We start from the raw sequence: 18851 nt of genomic DNA, 5'->3' as shown, positions 1-18851 counted from the left end.
GTACCCGGCGCCGTACCATCGTGGTTATGGCTACGGAAGACGCGGTGCGCGAGGCACTGGCGACGGTGAACGACCCCGAGATCAACCGACCCATCACCGAACTCGGCATGGTCAAATCGGTGGAGATCGGTGCGGACGGGGCGGTCGCGGTCACCGTGTACCTGACGGTTTCCGGCTGCCCCATGCGGGAGACCATCACGCAGCGCGTGACGGACGCGGTCTCCCGGGTCGAGGGCGTCACCCGGGTCGACGTCACGCTGGACGTCATGAGCGACGAGCAGCGCAAGGAGCTGGCGAACGCCCTGCGCGGCGGCCAGGCCGAGCGCGAGGTGCCGTTCGCCAAGCCGGGCAGTCTGACCCGGGTGTACGCGGTCGCCTCCGGCAAGGGCGGCGTCGGCAAGTCGTCGGTGACGGTGAACCTGGCGGCGGCGATGGCGGCCGACGGTCTGAAGGTCGGTGTGGTGGACGCCGACATCTACGGCCACTCGGTCCCGCGCATGCTGGGCGCCGACGGACGTCCGACCCAGGTCGAGAACATGATCATGCCGCCGTCGGCGAACGGCGTGAAGGTCATCTCCATCGGCATGTTCACCCCGGGCAACGCACCGGTCGTCTGGCGCGGCCCGATGCTGCACCGCGCGCTCCAGCAGTTCCTGGCGGACGTGTACTGGGGCGACCTGGACGTGCTGCTGCTCGACCTGCCGCCCGGCACGGGCGACATCGCCATCTCCGTCGCCCAGCTGGTCCCGAACGCCGAGATCCTGGTCGTCACCACGCCCCAGCAGGCGGCGGCCGAGGTGGCCGAGCGGGCGGGCTCGATCGCCGTGCAGACCCACCAGAAGATCGTCGGTGTGGTCGAGAACATGTCCGGGCTGCCCTGCCCGCACTGCGGCGAGATGGTCGACGTCTTCGGCACCGGCGGCGGCCAGGCGGTGGCCGACGGTCTCACCCGGACCACGGGCGCCAACGTCCCGGTGCTCGGCTCCATCCCGATCGACGTGCGCCTGCGGGAGGGCGGCGACGAGGGCAAGCCGGTCGTCCTGACCGACCCGGACTCCCCGGCGGGCTCGGCGCTCCGCTCGATCGCCGGGAAGCTGGGCGGGCGGCAGCGGGGTCTTGCGGGACTGTCCCTGGGGATCACGCCGAAGAACAAGTTCTAGCCGTGCGGTCCCGAGGGGCCGCCGTGACGGCGTGACGAGGTGACGGCGCAGGGCGCCGCCCCCGCGGGGGCGGCGCCCTGCGTCATGGCCGAGCGGCCCGTGCTCAGGCCGCGTACGCGCCGATGTCCTGGACCACGGCGAAGCCGAGGCCGTACGCGCTCATGCCCCTGCCGTACGCGCCCACGTGCACGCCCGCCTGCGTGGTCCCGGCGAGCACCCAGCCGAACTCCGACTCCCGGTAGTGGAACTGCGTCGGGGTCCCGTCCACGGGCAGGGACAGCGTCGACCAGTCGGCCCCGCCGAGGTCGTCCGCGAGGACCCACGCGGTCTCCGTCTGCTGCTCCAGCCAGTCGTCGCGCAGGGAGTGGTCCATCTGGCCGGGCCACGTGAAGGACAGCAGCCCCACCCCGGCGAGCCAGGCGGCGGAGGAGACCGAGGTGGCCTCCAGCAGGCCGGTGCCGTCGGCGCTGCGGCGGACCGGGTTGGCGGCCACGGTCACGACGACCGCGAACTTCTCCCTGGCGTCCTGGTCGGTCCCGGCCGTGTACTCGCTGCGCACCGAGGGCTCGTCGCCGTGCCCGATCGATCCGTGCTCGACGGCACCGTCGGCCGCCGTGCCGACCTGCATCAGCCAGCGGGGGCCGGTGAAGGCCTCGTCGAGGCCGTACCAGGGGAAGGGCGCCCGCAGGTAGCCGTCGACCGCACGCCGGACGGAGAGGACCTGTGGTCCGTCCTCCGCGGCCGTCGCCTGCGCGACTGTCCGACTCGTCGTCTCCATGTGCCCGGACGCCTCCTCGCTCTCGTCGGACCGAGTGGCCCGCCCCCCTTCGGGCGTACTCGTCCGGTCCGCACAACAACTCGGCAGCATAACCACCTTGTCGCCACGGGCCGGGAAAGCGCCCGGCGCGTGGGGCGCGCGGACGTCCGGATCGGGCCGTGCGCAGCCCGGGTGGAGTATGAAACGCGTCACGTGCGCAGGGGCGTACGCTCCCGGGCACCGGCCCGGGCGGCGTTCGCGGGCACGGATCAGGTGGCGTCCATGTCGAAGGGCGGGCGGTCGTCGGCCACCCGGCCCTCGGGCTTCTTCACCATGTCCACGCGGCCGCCGGAGGAGCCCGGGGAGGAGGACGAGGAGGACGAGGAGGACAGGGACGGGGCCGAGGAGGAGTCGGAGTCGCGGCCGTGGACGGCGTCCGCGACCTCGTTCATCTCCTTCTTCAGGTCGAACCCGTTGCGGATCTCCTTGAGCCCCAGGTCGTCGTTGTCCAGCTGCTTGCGGATGAACGTCTTGGGGTTGAGGTCCTCGAACTCGAAGTCCTTGAACTCCGGTCCCAGTTCCTGCCGGATGTCCTGCTTGGCACTCTCCGAGAAGTCCCGGATCTTCCGGATCGTGCGTGTCACGTCCTGGATGACCTTGGGGAGCTTGTCCGGACCGAAGACGAGCACGGCGAGGACGATGAGCGTCACCAGCTCGAGCGGTCCTATGTCATTGAACACCTGAAGCTCCTCGCGATGCCTTCGGTCCTCGGCCTTCGGTGGTGGTCTGCGGTCTTCCGTGGTCCGGGCCGGGTCCACGGTACCCGGCCGCCCGTAGGACCGGTACCGTCCCGAGGGCCACCGGTGCGTCCGCGCGTGCGGTCCTCCGGGTTGTTCGCCTTCCCGTACCGTGCCGTACGCCTCAGCCGCCCTCCGAGGAGCCGAGCACCAGTGAGATCCTCCGCTCCTCGCCGTCCCGCTCCAGAGTGAGCTCCAGCCGGTCGCCGGGGCGGTGGGCCCGGGTCTTGACGATGAGTTCCTCACCGGAGTGGACGCGCTGGCCGTCGACCTCCGTGATGACGTCGCCGGCCCTGATCCCGGCCTTGTCGCCGGGGCCGCCGGTGGTGACCGGGGGTCCGCCGTCACTGCCCTCGGTGCCGACGCGGGCGCCGTCGCCGCCGTAGTTCATGTCGAGGGTGATGCCGATCACCGGGTGGGTCGCCCTGCCGGTGTCGATCAGTTCCTCGGCGACGCGCTTGCCCTGGTTGATGGGGATGGCGAAGCCGAGTCCTATGGAGCCGGCCTGACCGCCGTCCCGGTCGGCCCCGCTGCCGGCGGAGCGGATGGCGGAGTTGATGCCGACCGCGCGGGCCCGGGAGTCGAGCAGGGGTCCGCCGGAGTTGCCGGGGTTGATCGGCGCGTCGGTCTGCAGGGCGTCCACGTACGACACGTCGCTGCCGTCGCCCTTCTCGCCGCCCGCGGTGATGGGCCGCTCCTTGGCGCTGATGATGCCGGAGGTCACGGTGCCGGCCAGGTCGAAGGGGGCGCCGATGGCCACGACGGGGTCGCCGACCTGCACGTTGTCGGAGTTGCCGAGGGGCAGAGGGGTGAGCCCCCGGACGCCCTTCACCTTCACGACGGCGAGGTCGTAGCCGCTGTCCCGGCCGACGAGGGTCGCCTCGGCGGTGTCGCCGCTGTGGAAGGTCACCGTGATCTCGCCGCCGTCTCCGGCGGGCGCCACCACGTGGTCGTTGGTGAGGATGTGTCCGCGCGTGTCGAGCACGAATCCGGTGCCGGTGCCGCCCTCGCCGGAGCCGTTGACGTGCAGGGTGACGACGCTGGGCAGCGCCTGCGCGGCGATGCCGGCGACACTGTCCGGATCCCGGTCGGAGGACTCCCGGCCGGCCTGCGGCAGCTCGATGGCGCCGACCCCGCCGTTGCGCTCCAGATACGCGCCGACGATCCCGCCGAGACCCCCGCACACCAGCCCGAACACCAGCACGGCGCCGAGGAGCGCCCTCCTGGTCCGCCCGCGCCGCTGCTTCTCGTGGCCGCTCTGCTGCAGCGGCGCGGCCGACGCGGCGACCGCCCAGGGGTCGTAGCGGCGCCACGGGTCGGGGGCCGTGGTGTCCGCGTACGGGGCTGCCGGGCTGTCCGCGTACGGGGCCGCCGGGGCCTCTGGATGCGCCTGGGCGGGGATGGGCGGGGCCGCGGGTGCCGGTGCGGGCGCCGTGCCGTGCGGCGCCGTGCTCCCGGCGGGCGGCGGTGCCGTGACCGCCATGCCGTGCGCGGGGGTGGCCGCCGGGTGCTGCACCGGCGGCGCGGGCGCCCAGGGGCCCGGCTCGCCGTACGGCGGGGTGCTGTACGGGTCGGGGTCGTGCAGGGGCTGGGCCTGCCCGGTCCCTGCGGGGTCGGCCGGTGCCGGGCGCGCGGCGGGCGCCTCCGGCGCACCGGGCGTCCGGGACGGGTCCGGGGCGGGCGGCGCGTCGGCGGGAGCGGCCTCGGCCCGCAGCGGCCGGTCCAGCTCGTAGTCGCCCTCGTGCGCGTCCCCGGTGTCGGCCCGGTCGGGCCGCGCCAGCTCGAAGTCCCCGTCGGGTCCTTCCGGACGCGCGGTCGGCCCTTCCCCCGGTGGGCCCGGCTTCCCCTCGTTCATGCTCTCCCCACAGCTGGACGCGGCACGGCTCATCGGCGGTGACCGCGGATCGTCGGCTCCGTGGCTCCGTCCGCCTCCGCGCCGGAACCTGGCTCGGCACCCGGCTGCGTGGGCCTGGGCGTGCCACCTGGATTCAATCAGGTTCGCGCACCCGTGCGCAGGGAACGGGTCAGCGGGCCGTGCGGGAGGAGGCGGTGGGCGACGGGACCGGCGGCGTGCCGACGGCGGGGCCGGCGGTGAGGAGACCGGGGTTCACGAGCCCGGAGAAGTCGGCCCAGGCGGTCAGGGTGAGCGGCGGGGCCGATTCGAGCGGCCGTATCAGCGGGGACAGCGTGGCGGCGCCGGCCGTCATCGGTGTGTGCGGGAGGTCCTGGCGGCCGGTGGGGGGCGGGACGACACCGGGCAGCAGCGGCGCGGAGACCCCGGTCGGGGCGACCGGGGCGTCACCGAGGACGCTCTGGCCCTGCAACTGGCCGAGCAGCGGTCCGGTGCCGCGGCGGCGCTGCTCGGGCGCCGTGGGCACGCCCGCGCCCTGGGTGCGCATCGGCGTCACGTTGCTGCCTTTCCCCGAGCCGCGGGCCTCCGTGTCGGGGGGCGTGCTCATGGTGACCCCGCCGAGCGCGATCGCGGCCAGGGAGACCGCCCCGGCGGCGACGAACGCGAACCGCAGCCCGCGCGAGGACGGCCGGTCGGTCGTCTCGTGGCGGCCGACCTCGTGGATGCGGAAGCCACGGTCCGCCGGCGCCGGGGTGTGCCGCCGCGCCGGCGCGTAGGCGAACTCGAAGCGCTCGCTCCGCCTGACCCCGAAGACCCCGGAGGCCGCGTCGGACCGTCCGGGCGGCACGCCCGGCAGTCCTCCCCCGGCCGACGGACCGCCGCCGAGGTCGCCTCCGGCCGGAAGTCCCTGGAGGCGGGCCAGGAAGCTCTCGGAAGGGGGCGGCGGAGCCGCCTGAGCGAAGACGTCCTTCAGCCGGCGCTGCGCGTCCACCTCCGTCTTGCACTTCGCGCAGGTGGCCACGTGCGCCAGTACGCGCTCGCGCGCGTCATGACCGAGCTCTCCGTCCACCAGGGCGGAGAGTCGGTCTCCCAGGTGCTGTTCTGCGAGGTGTCCCTCGGCAGGCTTCGGCCGTGAACCGCTCACGCGCTCGCGCCTCCTCCCCCCAGTGCGGGAACACGCGACACGAAGGAGCGGCGCTCCGCGCGCGCCTGGGGCGAGCGGTGCGCGAGGGCCTTGCGCAGCTGGGAGCGGCCGCGGTGGATCCGGGACCGGACCGTGCCGAGCTTGACGCCGAGGGTCGCGGCGATCTCCTCGTACGACAGTCCCTCGATGTCGCACAGGACGACCGCGGCGCGGAACTCGGGGGCCAGGGTGTCGAGGGCCTGCTGGACGTCCGCGTCGAAGTGGGCGTCGTTGAAGACCTGCTGGGGCGTGGGCTCCTTGCTGGCCAGCCGCTCGGCCGCGTCGTCGCCGAGCGCGTCGAAGCGGATGCGCTGCTTGCGGCGGACCATGTCCAGGAAGAGGTTGGTGGTGATGCGGTGCAGCCAGCCCTCGAAGGTGCCCGGCGTGTAGGTCGACAGGGAGCGGAAGACGCGCACGAAGACCTCCTGGGTGAGGTCCTCGGCGTCGTGCTGGTTGCCGGTGAGGCGGTAGGCGAGCCGGTAGACGCGTCCGCTGTGCATGCTGACGATCTCCTCCCAGGTGGGCGGAGTCCACGTCTGCCCGTCCGCGTCGGTGGAGAAGGTCGCGGTCTGGGCGGGGCCGGTGGCGGAACCGGCGGCGTGGCTGTGGTCAGCAGCGGTGTCGTTCACGGATTTCGGCCTGCCCGCCGACCCGAGGAGGCGCCGCAGCGCTCCTCCGCGATCCACGGGTGCAGCCGCACCTCCTCTGTCGGCTCTGGTGGTGTCAAGCGGAGCCCCTACCATAGCCACCTCGCCCGTTAGCTCCGGATAAGCGGTTTTACGAGAATTTGATCGGGGCTGCCACGGGTCGTACGACTGCGTCGGCACTTGCTCCGCCCTCCCGCTCACCGCTCACCCCCCGTCATGGCGCACGCCACGTGCTCACCCCTTCAAACGACCGGTCCCATCTGCGGGTTCCCGGCGCCAACGGATACAGTCACGCAGCAGGCAACCATGGGGACAGGAGAGGGTCATTACCGCCAACCGGCAGACGAGCTGGGCGTTCGCCGACGCCTATGTCGCCGAGGACGAAGCGCTGCACTGGGCCCGGGACCGGGCCCGCGAGGCAGGACTGCGTTCGGTGTCGCCCGGCACGGGCGCGGCCCTGCGGTTGCTCGCCGCCAGCGTGGACGCCAAGGCGGTCGCGGAGATCGGCACCGGCTGCGGCGTCTCCGGGATCCACCTGCTGCACGGGATGCGTCCGGACGGGGTGCTGACCACGGTCGACCAGGAGCCGGAGCACCAGCAGTCCGCCCGCCAGGCCTTCCGCACCGCCGGTTTCGCCGGCAACCGGGCCCGTTTCATCCCGGGCCGCGCCCTGGACGTCCTGCCCCGTCTCGCGGACGCCGGCTACGACCTGGTCTTCTGCGACGGCGACCGGCTGGAGTACCAGGACTACCTCGCTGAATCGTTGCGCCTGCTGCGCCCCGGAGGCCTGGTCGCCTTCGAGGGCCTCTTCGCGAACGGACGCACGGTGGACTCCGGACCGCAGCCGACGGAGGTGCTGCGGCTACGGGAACTGGTGCGGGCCGTCCGCGAGAGTCAGGAGCTGGTGTCGTCGCTGCTCCCCGTGGGGGACGGGCTCCTCTGCGCGGTGAAGCGGTGACGCGGTGGAGAGGCAGTGCCCGGCGGCAGGGCGGGAGCGCGCCGGCGTCCCCGCACAAGCAGCCACCCCGGCACCATGTGCGGCACCGGGGCGGCTGAAAGGGTATGGTCGCTTGCGCGTCAGCCGACGACCTTCTTGAGGGCGTCGCCGAGCGCGTCGGCCTCGTCCGGGGTCAGCTCGACGACGAGTCGACCGCCGCCTTCGAGCGGAACGCGCATGACGATGCCCCGCCCCTCCTTGGTCACCTCGAGCGGGCCATCACCCGTCCGCGGCTTCATGGCCGCCATGCTCGTTCCCCTTCCTGAAACCCAGCTCAATCGTCCAGCCGACGTCCCGTTGAAGGGCACTGCGGTTCCTGAAGCAGGACACACGCCACCGGCATCGAACACATTGCTTCCAGGCCATTATCCCGCATCTCAGGACCCGATGACCAACATCGGTCGGCATCGCTTGGACAACGCACGCGAGCAAAACCACCCAATTCGGCGATGTGACTGCGATACTGCGCCCTCGCACGGAGTTCCGTCGAACGAAAACGGAGGGGAATTCTTTGACGGAGGTCACACGTCGCCCGCGCACCACCGCCGGTGATCTCCGTCATGCTGTCCTGCAGACAGGGGCCTACTCGCCGGTAGGCTCCGATTCCGCCACACGGAGGGGAAACACCATGGCCGACACCGTGCTCTACGAGGTGAGCGACGGACTCGCGACGATCACGCTGAACCGCCCGGAGGCGATGAACGCGTTGAACGTCGCGACGAAGGTCGCCCTCCGCGACGCGGTCCGTTCCGCCGCGGACGACGGCGCCGTACGGGCCGTGCTGCTGACCGCGGCCGGTGACCGGGCGTTCTGCGTGGGGCAGGACCTCAAGGAGCACATCGGGCTGCTGGTCGAGGACCGGGAGAGCGGTTCGGGGCAGACGATGAGCACGGTGCGCGAGCACTACAACCCGATCGTGAAGGCGCTGGCCGGGGCCCCGAAGCCGGTGGTCGCGGCGGTGAACGGGGTCGCGGCGGGCGCGGGCTTCGGCTTCGCGCTGGCGGCGGACTACCGGATCGTCGCGGACACGGCGGCCTTCAACACCTCCTTCGCCGGGGTCGCGCTGACCGCCGACTCCGGGATCTCCTGGACGCTGCCGCGGGTGATCGGCCCCGGGCGCGCCACCGACCTGCTGCTCTTCCCGCGCAGCATCTCGGCCCAGGAGGCGTACGAGCTGGGGATCGCGAACCGGCTGGTCCCGGCGGCGGAGCTGCGCGCGGAGGCGGAGAAGGTGGCGCGGGCCCTGGCCGAGGGGCCGACGGTGGCGTACGCGGCGCTGAAGGAGTCCGTGGCGTTCGGGCTCGGCCACTCCCTGGAGGAGGCGCTGGAGAAGGAGGACGAGCTCCAGACCCGGGCGGGCCTCTCCGAGGACCACGCGATCGCGGTGCAGGCGTTCGTGAACAAGGAGAAGCCGAAGTACCTGGGCCGCTGAGCGCGGGCGGGGGGGGGCGGGACGGACGCGCGGGCCGCGGGTCCCGCTCAGCCCCGTCTCGCCACGCAGCTCTCCAGGTGGTCGTCGACCAGTCCGCAGGCCTGCATCAGCGCGTACGCCGTGGTCGGGCCGACGAAGCGCAGGCCGCGCTTCTTCAGCGCCTTGGACAGGGCCGTCGACTCCGGGGTCACCGCGGGCACGTCGGCGAGGGTCTTCGGGGCCGGGCGGCCGGCCGGGTCGGGGGCGTGGGACCAGATCAGGGCGTCCAGGTCGCCGGGCGCCCACCCGGCCAGCACGCGCGCGTTAGCCAGGGTCGCGTCGATCTTGGCGCGATTGCGGATGATGCCGGTGTCGGCCAGCAGGCGCTCGCGGTCCGCGTCGGTGAACTCCGCGACCGCGGCGATCTCGAAGCCGGCGAAGGCGGCGCGGAAGCCGGGGCGGCGGCGCAGGATGGTGATCCAGGACAGGCCGGACTGGAACGCCTCCAGGCTGAGGCGCTCGAAGAGGGCGTCGTCGCCGTGGACCGGGCGGCCCCACTCCTCGTCGTGGTAGGTGACGTAGTCCGGCGTGGACAGGGCCCAGGGGCAGCGCGGGGCGCCGTCCGGGCCGATGAGCGCGGCGCCCGCGCTCACGGCTGCTCGCCCTCCTCGCGCGGGGCGGGCTTGTCCGTGCAGACGCGGGCCGCGGCGGCGCGGGCGCCGGCCAGCTCGGTCTCCAGGTCGGCGATGCGGGCGTCGCGCTCGGCGAGCTCGGCGCCGAGACGGCCGAGGGCGTCGTCCACCTCCGCCATCCGGTAGCCGCGCGCGGCGAGCGGGAAGCGCAGGTCGTCCACGTCCGCGCGGTGGACCGGGCGGTCCGGCGGCAGGGAGTCCAGGAGCCGTTCGGGGGCCGCCTCGGGCAGCGGGCCGTTCTCGCCGCCGCCCACCACGGCGAGGGTCACCGCGGCGACCACCACGGCGAGCGCGACGATCAGGAACAGGAACATAACCATCGCCGGGGCCCCCACGGTCGGATGAGTCGGAGTCGGATGTGTGGCTCCGATCGTGCCATGCGAGTCTGGCAGTCAGGGTCGCGGGCGGTCGGTGGATCGCCGACGGGCGGCCGCGGACGGGACGCACGGGAAGAGGTCACAGGGGATGCTCAGGCTGGGCAGGCGGGAATTCGGACCGCACGAGCCGGTGATCATGGCGATCGTGAACCGGACCCCGGACTCCTTCTACGACCGGGGCGCGACGTTCCTCGACGAACCCGCCCTCGCCCGTGTGGAGCAGGCCGTGGCGGAGGGCGCCGCGATCGTCGACATCGGCGGGGTCAAGGCCGGGCCGGGCGAGGAGGTCACGGCCGAGGAGGAGGCCCGGCGGACGGTCGGCTTCGTCGCCGAGGTCCGGCGGCGCTTCCCGGACGTGGTGATCAGCGTGGACACCTGGCGGCACGAGGTCGGCGAGGCCGTGTGCGAGGCGGGGGCGGATGTGCTGAACGACGCCTGGGGCGGGGTCGATCCGCGGCTCGCGGAGGTCGCCGCGCGGTACGGCGCCGGGCTGGTGTGCACCCACGCCGGGGGCGCGCAGCCGCGGACCCGGCCGCACCGGGTGACGTACGAGGACGTCATGGCCGACATCCTCGACGTGACCGTGGGGCTGGCGGAGCGGGCGGTGGCCCTGGGGGTGCCGCGGGAGTCGGTGATGATCGACCCCGGGCACGACTTCGGGAAGAACACGCGGCACAGCCTCGAGGCGACGCGGCGGCTGGGCGAGATGGTCGCCACCGGGTGGCCGGTGCTGGTGTCGCTGTCCAACAAGGACTTCGTCGGGGAGACGCTGGACAGGCCGGTGAAGGAGCGGGTGCTGGGGACGCTGGCGACGACGGCCGTGTCGGCGTGGCTGGGGGCGCGGGTGTACCGGGTGCACGAGGTCGCGGAGACGCGGCAGGTGCTGGACATGGTCGCGTCCATCGCCGGGCACCGGGAGCCGGCCGTGGCCCGGCGGGGGCTGGCGTAGGGGCGCCGTCGCCCCCACGGCCCCGGCCCGGGCCCGCCCACCGCCCGGCCCGGTGGGCGAAGGGGCGTCCGGCGCCCACGGCGCCGGCCGGTCGGGCGGGGGCCGGTCAGCGGCCCGCCTCCTTCGACACCAGGGCCACCGCCTCCTCCACGTCGTCCGTGACGTGGAAGAGGAGGAGGTCCTTCTCCGCCGCCTTGCCCTGGGCGATGACCGTGTGGTGCAGCCAGTCGACCAGGCCGCCCCAGTACTCCGTGCCGAACAGCACGATGGGGAAGCGGGTGACCTTCTGGGTCTGGACGAGGGTCAGCGCCTCGAAGAGTTCGTCGAGGGTGCCGAGGCCGCCGGGCAGGACCACGAAGCCCTGGGCGTACTTGACGAACATCATCTTGCGGACGAAGAAGTAACGGAAGTTCAGGCCGATGTCGACGTAGGGGTTGAGCCCCTGTTCGAAGGGCAGCTCGATGCCCAGGCCGACCGACACGCCCTCCGCCTCGAGCGCGCCCTTGTTGGCCGCCTCCATGGCCCCGGGGCCGCCTCCGGTGATCACCGCGAAGCCCGCCTCGACCAGGCCCCGGCCCAGGCGGACGCCGGTCTCGTACTCCCAGGAGTCCACCGGTGTGCGCGCCGAGCCGAAGACGCTGATGGCGGGCGGGAGTTCGGCGAGCGCGCCGAAGCCCTCGATGAACTCCGACTGGATGCGCAGCACCCGCCAGGGGTCGGTGTGGACCCAGTCGCTGGGGGCGCGCTCGTCCAGCAGCCGCTGGTCGGTGGTGCTCGTCTGCACCTGGTCCCGCCTGCGGAGGACGGGGCCCAGCCGCCGCTCCTCCGGTGGCTGCTTCTTGCCCTCGGGGTTGCCGGTTGCCATGCGCGCTCCTCCCATGTGCCAGGTTGTTCCGCCTCAGCGTAGATCTACGCGGGTTACGTGCAGGGGACCTCAGCCTGTCCGTCACGCACCGGTGTAAACCACAGCCGGGTGATGCCGGGTCAGGCCGTCAGCCAGGACCGCAGGCGCTCCTCCCCCGCCAGGATCTTCGCGGTGTCCACGCGCTCGTCCCGCTTGTGCGCCAGGTGGGGGTTGCCGGGGCCGTAGTTGACCGCCGGGACGCCCAGCGCCGAGAAGCGGGAGACGTCCGTCCAGCCGTACTTCGGCTGGGGCGTGCCGCCCACCGCCTCGATGAAGGCCGCCGCGGCCGGGTGGGACAGGCCGGGCAGCGCCGCGCCGCTGTGGTCGTCGACGGTGAACTCGGCCACGCCGCAGTCCGCGAAGACCTCGCGGACGTGGGCCAGCGCCTCCTCCTCGCTCCGGTCGGGGGCGTAGCGGAAGTTGACGGTGACCACGCACGCGTCGGGGATGACGTTGCCGGCCACGCCGCCGGAGATGCCGACCGCGTTGAGGCCCTCGCGGTACTGGAGGCCGTCGATGACCGGGTTGCGGGGCTCGTAGGCGGCCAGGCGGGCGAGGATCGGGGCCGCCGCGTGGATCGCGTTGGAGCCCATCCAGCTCCGCGCGGAGTGGGCGCGCTCGCCGGTGGTCCTCAGCAGCACCCGCAGCGTGCCCTGGCAGCCGCCCTCCACCTGTCCGTCGGAGGGCTCCAGCAGCACCGCGAAGTCGCCCTCGAGCCAGTCCGGGTGGGCCTCGGCCACGTGCCCCAGGCCGTTGAGGTCGGCGGAGACCTCCTCGTTGTCGTAGAAGACGAAGGTCAGATCGCGGTTGGGGGCGGGGACCGTGGCGGCGAGGCGCAGTTGGACGGCCACACCGGCCTTCATGTCACAGGTGCCGCAGCCCCACAGCACGCCGTCGTCGTCGAGCCGGGAGGGGAGGTTGTCCGCGATCGGGACCGTGTCGATGTGGCCGGCGAGGATCACGCGCTCCGGCCGCCCCAGACGCGTACGGGCCACGACGTTGTTGCCGTGCCGGTCGACCGTGAGGTGCGGCAGTGCGCGCAGCGCGGTCTCGATGGCGTCCGCGAGCGGCTTCTCGGTGCCGCTCTCGGAGGGGAAGTCGACGAGCTGCGCGGTCAGGCGCGCGGCGTCCAGCGTGAGGTCAAGCGGGGTGTCGGCCATGGCCTCGACCCTAACGCGCCGGGGCCGGACCCACGGTCCACACCTGGCTCACGGACCTCCGTACTCTCCAGTACCTTGTACGCGTGCCAGAGCCGTCCCTCCCTTCCAAGCGTCGCGGCCGCCTCTTCCGCTTCGGGGCGGCCTTCGTGGTGCTGCTCACGGTCGCCGGGTACCTCGCGGTGCGGTACGTCACCGGGGGGCCGGGCGCGCCGGGCTGCAGGGTCGTGTCCGCCAAGGGCGACGGGGCGACCTACGAGTTCACGCCCGAGCAGGCGGTGAACGCGGCGACGATCACCGCCGTGGGCACCGCGCGCGACCTGCCCGAACGGGCCGTGACGATCGCCCTGGCGACCGCGCTCCAGGAGTCCGCGCTGCGCAACATCGACTACGGCGACCGTGACTCGGTGGGCCTGTTCCAGCAGCGGCCCTCGCAGGGCTGGGGCACGCCGGAGCAGATCATGGACCCGGCGTACGCGGCGGAGAAGTTCTACGAGCACCTGGTGGAGGTGCCGGGCTACACCCGGCTGCCGCTCACCGTCGCCGCCCAGCGGGTGCAGCGCAGCGGTTTCCCGCAGGCGTACGCCAAGCACGAGCCGGACGCCACGCTGCTGGCCGCCGCCCTCACCGGGCGCTCGGCGGCCACGCTGACCTGCGACGGCCGTCCGGCCGCGACCCGGGCGGCGGGCGCGGACGCGGTGCGTGCCGCGCTGGTCCGGGACTTCGGGCGGGACGTGCTGGAGCCGGCCGGCGCGGAGGCGGGTGACGCGACGCCCTCGTCCGCCCCGGACGACCGGACCGCCTCCGGCGACGGCACCGTGACGCTGCCGGTGCCCGCCGGGCCCGACGACGCCTCGCAGGACACCGAGGCCCGCGGCTGGCAGCTGGCGCACTGGGCCGTGGCCAACGCCTCCGCGCTGCACATACGGCAGGTGTCGTACGGCGGACGCGAATGGACCGCCGGGAACACCGGCAGCCGGTGGCGGCCGGTCGACGGCAAGGGCTCCGCGGACGCGGAGGACGGCGTGGCCGCGGTCCGGATCACGACCGCGCAGTAGTGCGGGAGGTCACCCTCGCGCGTTCTGTGCGAGGCGTGCCATTGACGCCGTGCGGGGGTTCCGCGCGACCGCCCCGCATCGGCGGGATCCCTTGGGGGCAAAGGGCTGTGGTGCTGTCACGAGCCCGCGGCGGACCGCCCGGCCGGGTCCTGTTCGGGGCCTTTTGTCCGCGGCCGGCCACCCGGCGCATTGCCGACTCTTTACGTCGTCCCGCCGCAACCTTCCCGGCCGTCGGACGGTAGTCACGGCACGGGCCCGAAGGCCGTCGGCCGACCGACCGGCTCCGGGCCCGCCGACACGTCACCGTCCTCTCCCCGTCGAAGGAGCACCATGTCCCTCCCCCTGACCCGTCGGATCGCCCGTGCCGCGCTGATCGTCGCTGCGGGAGCGGCCGCCGGGGTCGGTGCGGCCGGTTCCGCCGGCGCGGCTCCCCAGCTGCCGGCCAGCCCGAACCTCGGCGGGCTGACCGCCGCGGACGGGCTGACCGGCGACGCCGTGGGCAACGTGGCGCAGGGCGTCACCGAGACCGCGGGCGGCACCGGCAAGGTGGTGCCGAGCGCCGACAAGACCGTCAAGAAGACCGCCCCGGTGGTGAAGGAGCTGCCGACCAAGCCCCTCACCCAGGGCGGCGTGCCGGCGGCCAGGACCCTGCCGGCCCAGGACCTGCGGCTCGGCTGACCGGGCCGGCCCGAAACGCCGACGGGGCCCCGGGTTCACCCCGGGGCCCCGTCGGCCGTCGTGTGCCGTGGGCGGGCGCGTCACGCCGACAGGCGCTCGACCGCCGCCCGCACCCGTTCGTCCGTGGCGGTCAGGGCGACGCGCACGAAGCGCTCGCCGGCCGGTCCGTAGAAGTCGCCCGGTGCGACCAGGACGCCGCGTTCGGCGAGGTGCGCGACCGTGTCCCAGCAGGACTCGTCGCGGGTCGCCCACAGGTAGAGGCCGGCCTCGCTGTGCTCGATGCGGAAGCCGTGGCCGAGCAGCGCCCCGCGCAGGGCGGTGCGCCGGGCCGCGTAGCGCTCGCGCTGGACGCGGACGTGCTCGTCGTCGCCCAGGGCCGCCACCACGGCGGCCTGCGTCGGCGCGGAGGTCATCATGCCGCCGTGCTTGCGGATCTCCAGCAGCGGACCGAGCACCGCCGGGTCGCCGGCCAGGAAGGCGGCGCGGTAGCCGGCCAGGTTGGACCGCTTGGACAGGGAGTGCACGGAGACGATGCCGTCGTGGGAGCCGCCGTTGACGTCCGGGTGCAGCACCGAGACCGGGTCGGCCTCCCAGCCCAGCTCGACGTAGCACTCGTCGGAGAGGACCAGGACGCCGTGCTCGCGGGCCCAGGCGACGGTCCGGGTCAGCTCCTCCTGGAACAGCACCCGGCCGGTGGGGTTGGACGGGGAGTTCAGCCAGAGCAGCTTCAGGCCCGCCGGGTCCAGCTCGGTCGGGTCGTCGTACGCCACGTGGTCCGCGCGGGCCAGGCGGGCGCCGACCTCGTACGTCGGGTAGGCCAGCCGGGGGAAGGCGACCCTGTCGCCGGGGCCGAGGCCCAGCTGGGTGGGGAGCCAGGCGACCAGTTCCTTGGAACCGACGACCGGCAGGACGTGGTGGTGGGTGATCCCGCGGGCGCCCAGGCGGCGCTCCACCCAGCGGGTGAGCGCGTCCCGCAGCTCCGGGGTGCCCCAGACCGTGGGGTAGCCCGGGGAGTCCGCCGCGGCGATCAGGGCCTTCTGGATCGGCTCGGGGACCGGGTCGACGGGGGTGCCGACCGAGAGGTCGACGATGCCGCCGGGGTGCGCGGCGGCCGTCTTCTTGTAGGGCGCCAGCTTGTCCCAGGGGAAGGCGGGCAGCCGGTCGGAGACTGCGGACACGGGTACGGGCTCACTTTCTGGTGCGGCGCGGGTGCGGCGCCGGCGCGGCACGGGAACGGCAAACGCCTCGGTCCCGTGCGGCGATCGGGCTGATCGGGCCGTACGGGACCGAGGCGGCGCGGAGTGCGCCGGCCGCTCAGGCCTGCGGCGGGAGCGCGGCGATGAAGGGGTGGTCGCGCTCGATCAGCCCCAGCTTGCTGGCGCCGCCGGGAGAGCCGAGCTCGTCGAAGAACTCGACGTTCGCCTTGTAGTAGTCCTTCCACTCCTCGGGAGTGTCGTCCTCGTAGAAAATGGCCTCGACCGGGCAGACCGGCTCACAGGCCCCGCAGTCGACGCATTCGTCCGGGTGGATGTACAAGGACCGCTGGCCCTCGTAGATGCAGTCGACCGGGCACTCCTCGATGCACGCCTTGTCCTTCACGTCGACACAAGGCTGCGCGATGACGTAGGTCACGCTGTCGTTCCTCCTCGATAGGGCGCTGGCGGGCCTCCTCAGGCTCCGCCGCCTGGCGCGCGGGAGCGCGGCGTCGTCGATGCCCGCCCCTAGTATCTCCGTTCTTGGGCATGATCCGAACAGGAGGGGTGAACCGACCCGTGGAAATCTCTGCAGCCGGGCGTCTCGAGGTCCGCATCACCCCTGCTGACGTGGGGAAACGGGTCTCGGTACGCAGCTTGATCGAATATGGTCCCTCGGGTGAGAGGTTCACCGACACGGTCGGTGTTCTCACATCATGGGACAACGGTGTGCTGTGTCTCACACGCAGGGGCGGGGAAAGCGTGCGGATCGCGGAGGCCGCACTGGTCGCGGGCAAGGTGGTGCCGTCCGCTCCGGCACGCCGCCGGGGCCCGGCCGCCTCGTACGAGGAGCTGGCGCGGGTCGCCGCGCGGGCCTGGCGGCCCCTGGAGAGCGAGCGGCTGGGCGACTGGGAACTGCGCGCCGCCGGCGGATTCACGCGGCGCGCCAACTCGGTGCTGCCGCTCGGCGACCCGGGCGTGCCGCTCGACGAGGCGCTGGTGGCCGTGCGCCGCTGGTACGCCGAACGGGGGCTGCCTCCTTACGTCCAGACCGCGACCGGCGCCGAGGGCGCGCAGGAGCCGCTGTGCGCGGAGCTGGAGCGGCGGGGCTGGGTGCGGGAGGTGACCGCCGAGCTGTGGACCGGCGGGCTGGCGCCGGTCGCCGACCTGGGCGCGGAGCCGTCCGGGGTCGCGCTGTCGCGGGAGGCCGACGCGGCGTGGCTGGCGCGGTACCGGCGCAAGGGGGTGGGCGAGGTCGCCCTGCGGGTGCTGGAGAGCGGCCCCTCGGTGTGGTTCGCGACGGTGCCCGGTGACGGCGCCCCGGCCGCCATCGGGCGGTGCGTCGTGGACGGGCGGTGGGCCGGGTTCGCGGCGGTCGAGGTGGATCCGGCGCGGCGGCGGCAGGGGCTCGCGACCGCCGTGATGGCCGCGCTGGCCCGGCGGGCGCTGGCCGAGGGCGCCTCGGCGGCCTGGCTCCAGGTCGAGGACGACAACGAGGGGGCCCGGGCGCTGTACCGCCGGATGGGCTTCGCCGTGCACCACGCCTACCACCACCACCGCGCTCCCCACGCGCCGGAATCATCGGCTCCGGACGGTGACGGAGCGCCGTGAGCGGGCACGAACCGGTTATGCGTCCCCCTTGCCCCCCGTCTCCCGAGCGCTCCGCCGAGCTGCGCCGCCGGTTCGCCGAGGAGGCCCGCTGCGAGCGGCCCGACCTGTCCACGCTGTGCCTGCTGATCGGCGCGGAGGCGGACGGCACCCTGGACGAGACGGGCCTGGACACCGCGCAGGTGGAGCTGGACCGCCTGGCCGGGGAACTCCCCCACCGGCCCGGCTCGCCCCGGGCCTGGGCGCTCGCCCTGCGCGACCTGCTGGGTGGGCGGTACGGCTTCCACGGCACCCCGGGCGACTACCGGCGGCTGGAGTCCTCGCTGCTGCACGAGGTGCTGCGGCGGCGGCGCGGGCTGCCGATCCTGCTGTCGGTGGTGTGGCTGGAGGTGGCCCGGCGGGCGGGCGCGCCGGTGTACGGGGTGGCGCTGCCCGGGCACTTCGTCGTCGGCTTCGGGGACGTTCGGGGGCAGGTGCTCGCCGACCCCTTCGACGGGGGCCGGGTGCTGACCGGCGCCGACGCGGACCTGCTGGTCGCCGGGGCCACGGGGGCGCCGCTGGAGGCGTCGATGCTGACGCCCGCCGATCCCCTGGACGTCGTGCTGCGCGTGCTGAACAACATCCGGGCGTGGGCGGCCGCCCGTCCGGAGCGGTCCGACGTGGCCCTGTGGGCGGTGGAGCTGTCCCTGCTGCTCCCCTCGCACCCGGCACGGCTGCGCTACGAGCGGGCCCAGGTGCTGGTCCGGCGCGGTGACTTCCTGGACGGCGCGGCCGAACTGGAGGCGTACGCCGAGGTGGTGGCCGCGGTGGACGAGCCGGCGGCGGAGCACGTCCGCGCCCAGGCCCGGGCGGCGCGGGCCCTGCTCAACTAGGCTTCCCGTTTGACATAGGTATGACCAAATACCTATGGTCTGGGACATGCCCGAAAGCAGTCCCTCCGATCAGTGCGTCGCACGCGTGGCCTCCGAGCTCGCGGCGTGCCTGCCGGCGCTGCACCGGGCACTGGATCGGCGGGTCGGGAGCGAGTACCCCCACCCGAAGCCGCCCGAGGGGCAGCTCGCGCTGCTGCGGTTCGTCGCGCAGCACGAGGGTGCCACGGTGGGTGAGGCGGCCACGGCGCTGCTGATGAAGCCCAACAACGTCAGCGCACTGGTCTCCCAGCTCACGGAGCGGGGAGAGCTGGAGCGTCGCCAGGACGGCGCCGACAAGCGGATCGCCCACCTCCACCTCACCGCGTCCTCGCGCCGGCGGATCGCCGAGGTGCGTGCCCTCGAGGAACGCCACCTCGGCCAGGCGCTGCGGTCCATCACCGACGGGGAGATGGACGCGCTCGGTTCCGCGCTCGGCGCGCTGAAAGCACTGACGCACCACCTCCACTCCGCGGCCCGCTGACGGCGGGGCCGCCGGCCCGCGCACGTTCCCGGGGAGGCG

At 73.7% G+C, this 18851-nt stretch carries 21 protein-coding genes; 9 read left to right on the top strand and 12 right to left on the bottom strand.

Annotated features, from left to right (window positions below; genetic code table 11):
- Positions 1–26: 26 nt before the first annotated feature.
- Entirely contained in the window at positions 27–1160 is a 1134-nt protein-coding gene (locus CP969_RS25155) for an Mrp/NBP35 family ATP-binding protein (protein WP_004983725.1), read from the top strand.
- A gap of 103 nt (positions 1161–1263) precedes the next feature.
- On the opposite strand, the gene CP969_RS25150 is transcribed toward CP969_RS25155, so the two are convergent.
- From CP969_RS25150 to sigE, 5 genes are all read right to left on the bottom strand, one after another.
- Entirely contained in the window at positions 1264–1938 is a 675-nt protein-coding gene (locus tag CP969_RS25150; protein WP_016824731.1) for a hypothetical protein, read from the bottom strand.
- 248 nt (positions 1939–2186) lie between these two features.
- Positions 2187–2657 carry a sec-independent translocase gene (locus tag CP969_RS25145; RefSeq protein WP_016824732.1) on the bottom strand — a complete coding sequence of 157 codons (471 nt, stop codon included), beginning with the start codon at positions 2655–2657 and terminating at the stop codon, positions 2187–2189.
- A gap of 181 nt (positions 2658–2838) precedes the next feature.
- On the bottom strand, positions 2839–4569 hold the full coding sequence (locus CP969_RS25140) for a S1C family serine protease (protein WP_016824733.1): 1731 nt from the start codon (positions 4567–4569) through the stop codon (positions 2839–2841).
- 169 nt (positions 4570–4738) lie between these two features.
- A complete protein-coding gene (locus tag CP969_RS25135) occupies positions 4739–5710 on the bottom strand; it encodes an anti-sigma factor family protein (RefSeq protein ID WP_026084895.1) in 972 nt (323 codons plus the stop codon).
- Positions 5707–6492: an RNA polymerase sigma factor SigE gene (sigE, locus tag CP969_RS25130; protein ID WP_171817464.1), complete on the bottom strand. Its 786-nt coding sequence runs from the start codon at positions 6490–6492 to the stop codon at positions 5707–5709. Before sigE ends, CP969_RS25135 begins: the two co-directional genes overlap by 4 nt.
- Before the next feature lie 187 nt (positions 6493–6679).
- Here sigE and CP969_RS25125 point away from each other — a divergent pair, with 187 nt between their 5' ends.
- Positions 6680–7354: an O-methyltransferase gene (locus tag CP969_RS25125; protein ID WP_078495359.1), complete on the top strand. Its 675-nt coding sequence runs from the start codon at positions 6680–6682 to the stop codon at positions 7352–7354.
- A 119-nt stretch (positions 7355–7473) separates the two neighbouring features.
- Here the strand turns inward: CP969_RS25125 and CP969_RS25120 are convergent, their stop codons facing one another.
- Positions 7474–7641, bottom strand: a complete 168-nt coding sequence (locus CP969_RS25120; protein WP_003966491.1) for a DUF3117 domain-containing protein — start codon at positions 7639–7641, stop codon at positions 7474–7476.
- Positions 7642–8021: 380 nt separating this feature from the next.
- Between CP969_RS25120 and chcB the strand changes: the two genes are divergently transcribed.
- The gene (gene chcB / locus CP969_RS25115; protein ID WP_004983737.1) at positions 8022–8825 is read left to right on the top strand and encodes a 2-cyclohexenylcarbonyl CoA isomerase; all 804 of its coding nucleotides are present in this window, start codon (positions 8022–8024) and stop codon (positions 8823–8825) included.
- A gap of 47 nt (positions 8826–8872) precedes the next feature.
- On the opposite strand, the gene CP969_RS25110 is transcribed toward chcB, so the two are convergent.
- Positions 8873–9457 (bottom strand): DNA-3-methyladenine glycosylase I, encoded by a 585-nt coding sequence (locus CP969_RS25110; protein WP_004983738.1) that lies wholly within the window; start codon positions 9455–9457, stop codon positions 8873–8875.
- Complete coding sequence (locus CP969_RS25105; RefSeq protein WP_026084896.1) at positions 9454–9816, bottom strand: DivIVA domain-containing protein; 363 nt, start codon at positions 9814–9816, stop codon at positions 9454–9456. The genes CP969_RS25110 and CP969_RS25105 overlap by 4 nt, the downstream gene beginning before the upstream one ends.
- Before the next feature lie 145 nt (positions 9817–9961).
- Between CP969_RS25105 and folP the strand changes: the two genes are divergently transcribed.
- Complete coding sequence (gene folP, locus CP969_RS25100; protein ID WP_004983740.1) at positions 9962–10822, top strand: dihydropteroate synthase; 861 nt, start codon at positions 9962–9964, stop codon at positions 10820–10822.
- A gap of 106 nt (positions 10823–10928) precedes the next feature.
- Here folP and CP969_RS25095 read toward each other — a convergent pair whose 3' ends face one another.
- Complete coding sequence (locus CP969_RS25095; protein WP_016824736.1) at positions 10929–11687, bottom strand: LOG family protein; 759 nt, start codon at positions 11685–11687, stop codon at positions 10929–10931.
- A 119-nt stretch (positions 11688–11806) separates the two neighbouring features.
- Positions 11807–12886: a succinyl-diaminopimelate desuccinylase gene (gene dapE / locus CP969_RS25090; protein ID WP_016824737.1), complete on the bottom strand. Its 1080-nt coding sequence runs from the start codon at positions 12884–12886 to the stop codon at positions 11807–11809.
- 83 nt (positions 12887–12969) lie between these two features.
- Between dapE and CP969_RS25085 the strand changes: the two genes are divergently transcribed.
- Both CP969_RS25085 and CP969_RS25080 read left to right on the top strand, forming a co-directional pair.
- Complete coding sequence (locus tag CP969_RS25085) at positions 12970–13941, top strand: VldE C-terminal domain-containing protein (protein ID WP_016824738.1); 972 nt, start codon at positions 12970–12972, stop codon at positions 13939–13941.
- Positions 13942–14271: 330 nt separating this feature from the next.
- Positions 14272–14619 (top strand): hypothetical protein, encoded by a 348-nt coding sequence (locus CP969_RS25080; RefSeq protein WP_004983744.1) that lies wholly within the window; start codon positions 14272–14274, stop codon positions 14617–14619.
- An 80-nt stretch (positions 14620–14699) separates the two neighbouring features.
- On the opposite strand, the gene CP969_RS25075 is transcribed toward CP969_RS25080, so the two are convergent.
- Together CP969_RS25075 and fdxA are read right to left on the bottom strand one after the other, a co-directional pair.
- Positions 14700–15797 carry a bifunctional succinyldiaminopimelate transaminase/glutamate-prephenate aminotransferase gene (locus tag CP969_RS25075; protein ID WP_016824739.1) on the bottom strand — a complete coding sequence of 366 codons (1098 nt, stop codon included), beginning with the start codon at positions 15795–15797 and terminating at the stop codon, positions 14700–14702.
- Positions 15798–15933: 136 nt separating this feature from the next.
- Positions 15934–16251 (bottom strand): ferredoxin, encoded by a 318-nt coding sequence (gene fdxA / locus CP969_RS25070; protein ID WP_004926152.1) that lies wholly within the window; start codon positions 16249–16251, stop codon positions 15934–15936.
- Positions 16252–16391: 140 nt separating this feature from the next.
- Here fdxA and CP969_RS25065 point away from each other — a divergent pair, with 140 nt between their 5' ends.
- From CP969_RS25065 to CP969_RS25055, 3 genes are read left to right on the top strand one after another with little or no spacing between them, the layout of a single operon-like run.
- A complete protein-coding gene (locus CP969_RS25065) occupies positions 16392–17423 on the top strand; it encodes a GNAT family N-acetyltransferase (RefSeq protein ID WP_078495360.1) in 1032 nt (343 codons plus the stop codon).
- A 17-nt stretch (positions 17424–17440) separates the two neighbouring features.
- Positions 17441–18292, top strand: coding sequence for a transglutaminase family protein (locus CP969_RS25060; RefSeq protein ID WP_016824741.1), 852 nt, complete (start codon positions 17441–17443; stop codon positions 18290–18292).
- 46 nt (positions 18293–18338) lie between these two features.
- Positions 18339–18812 carry a MarR family winged helix-turn-helix transcriptional regulator gene (locus CP969_RS25055; protein ID WP_004983751.1) on the top strand — a complete coding sequence of 158 codons (474 nt, stop codon included), beginning with the start codon at positions 18339–18341 and terminating at the stop codon, positions 18810–18812.
- Positions 18813–18851 lie beyond the last annotated feature (39 nt).

Source organism: Streptomyces viridosporus T7A (genome assembly GCF_008704515.1).
Classification (GTDB): Bacteria; Actinomycetota; Actinomycetes; order Streptomycetales; family Streptomycetaceae; genus Streptomyces; species Streptomyces viridosporus.
The sequence above is the reverse complement of the archived record's forward strand: the minus strand, read 5'-3'. Positions and strand labels throughout refer to the sequence as shown.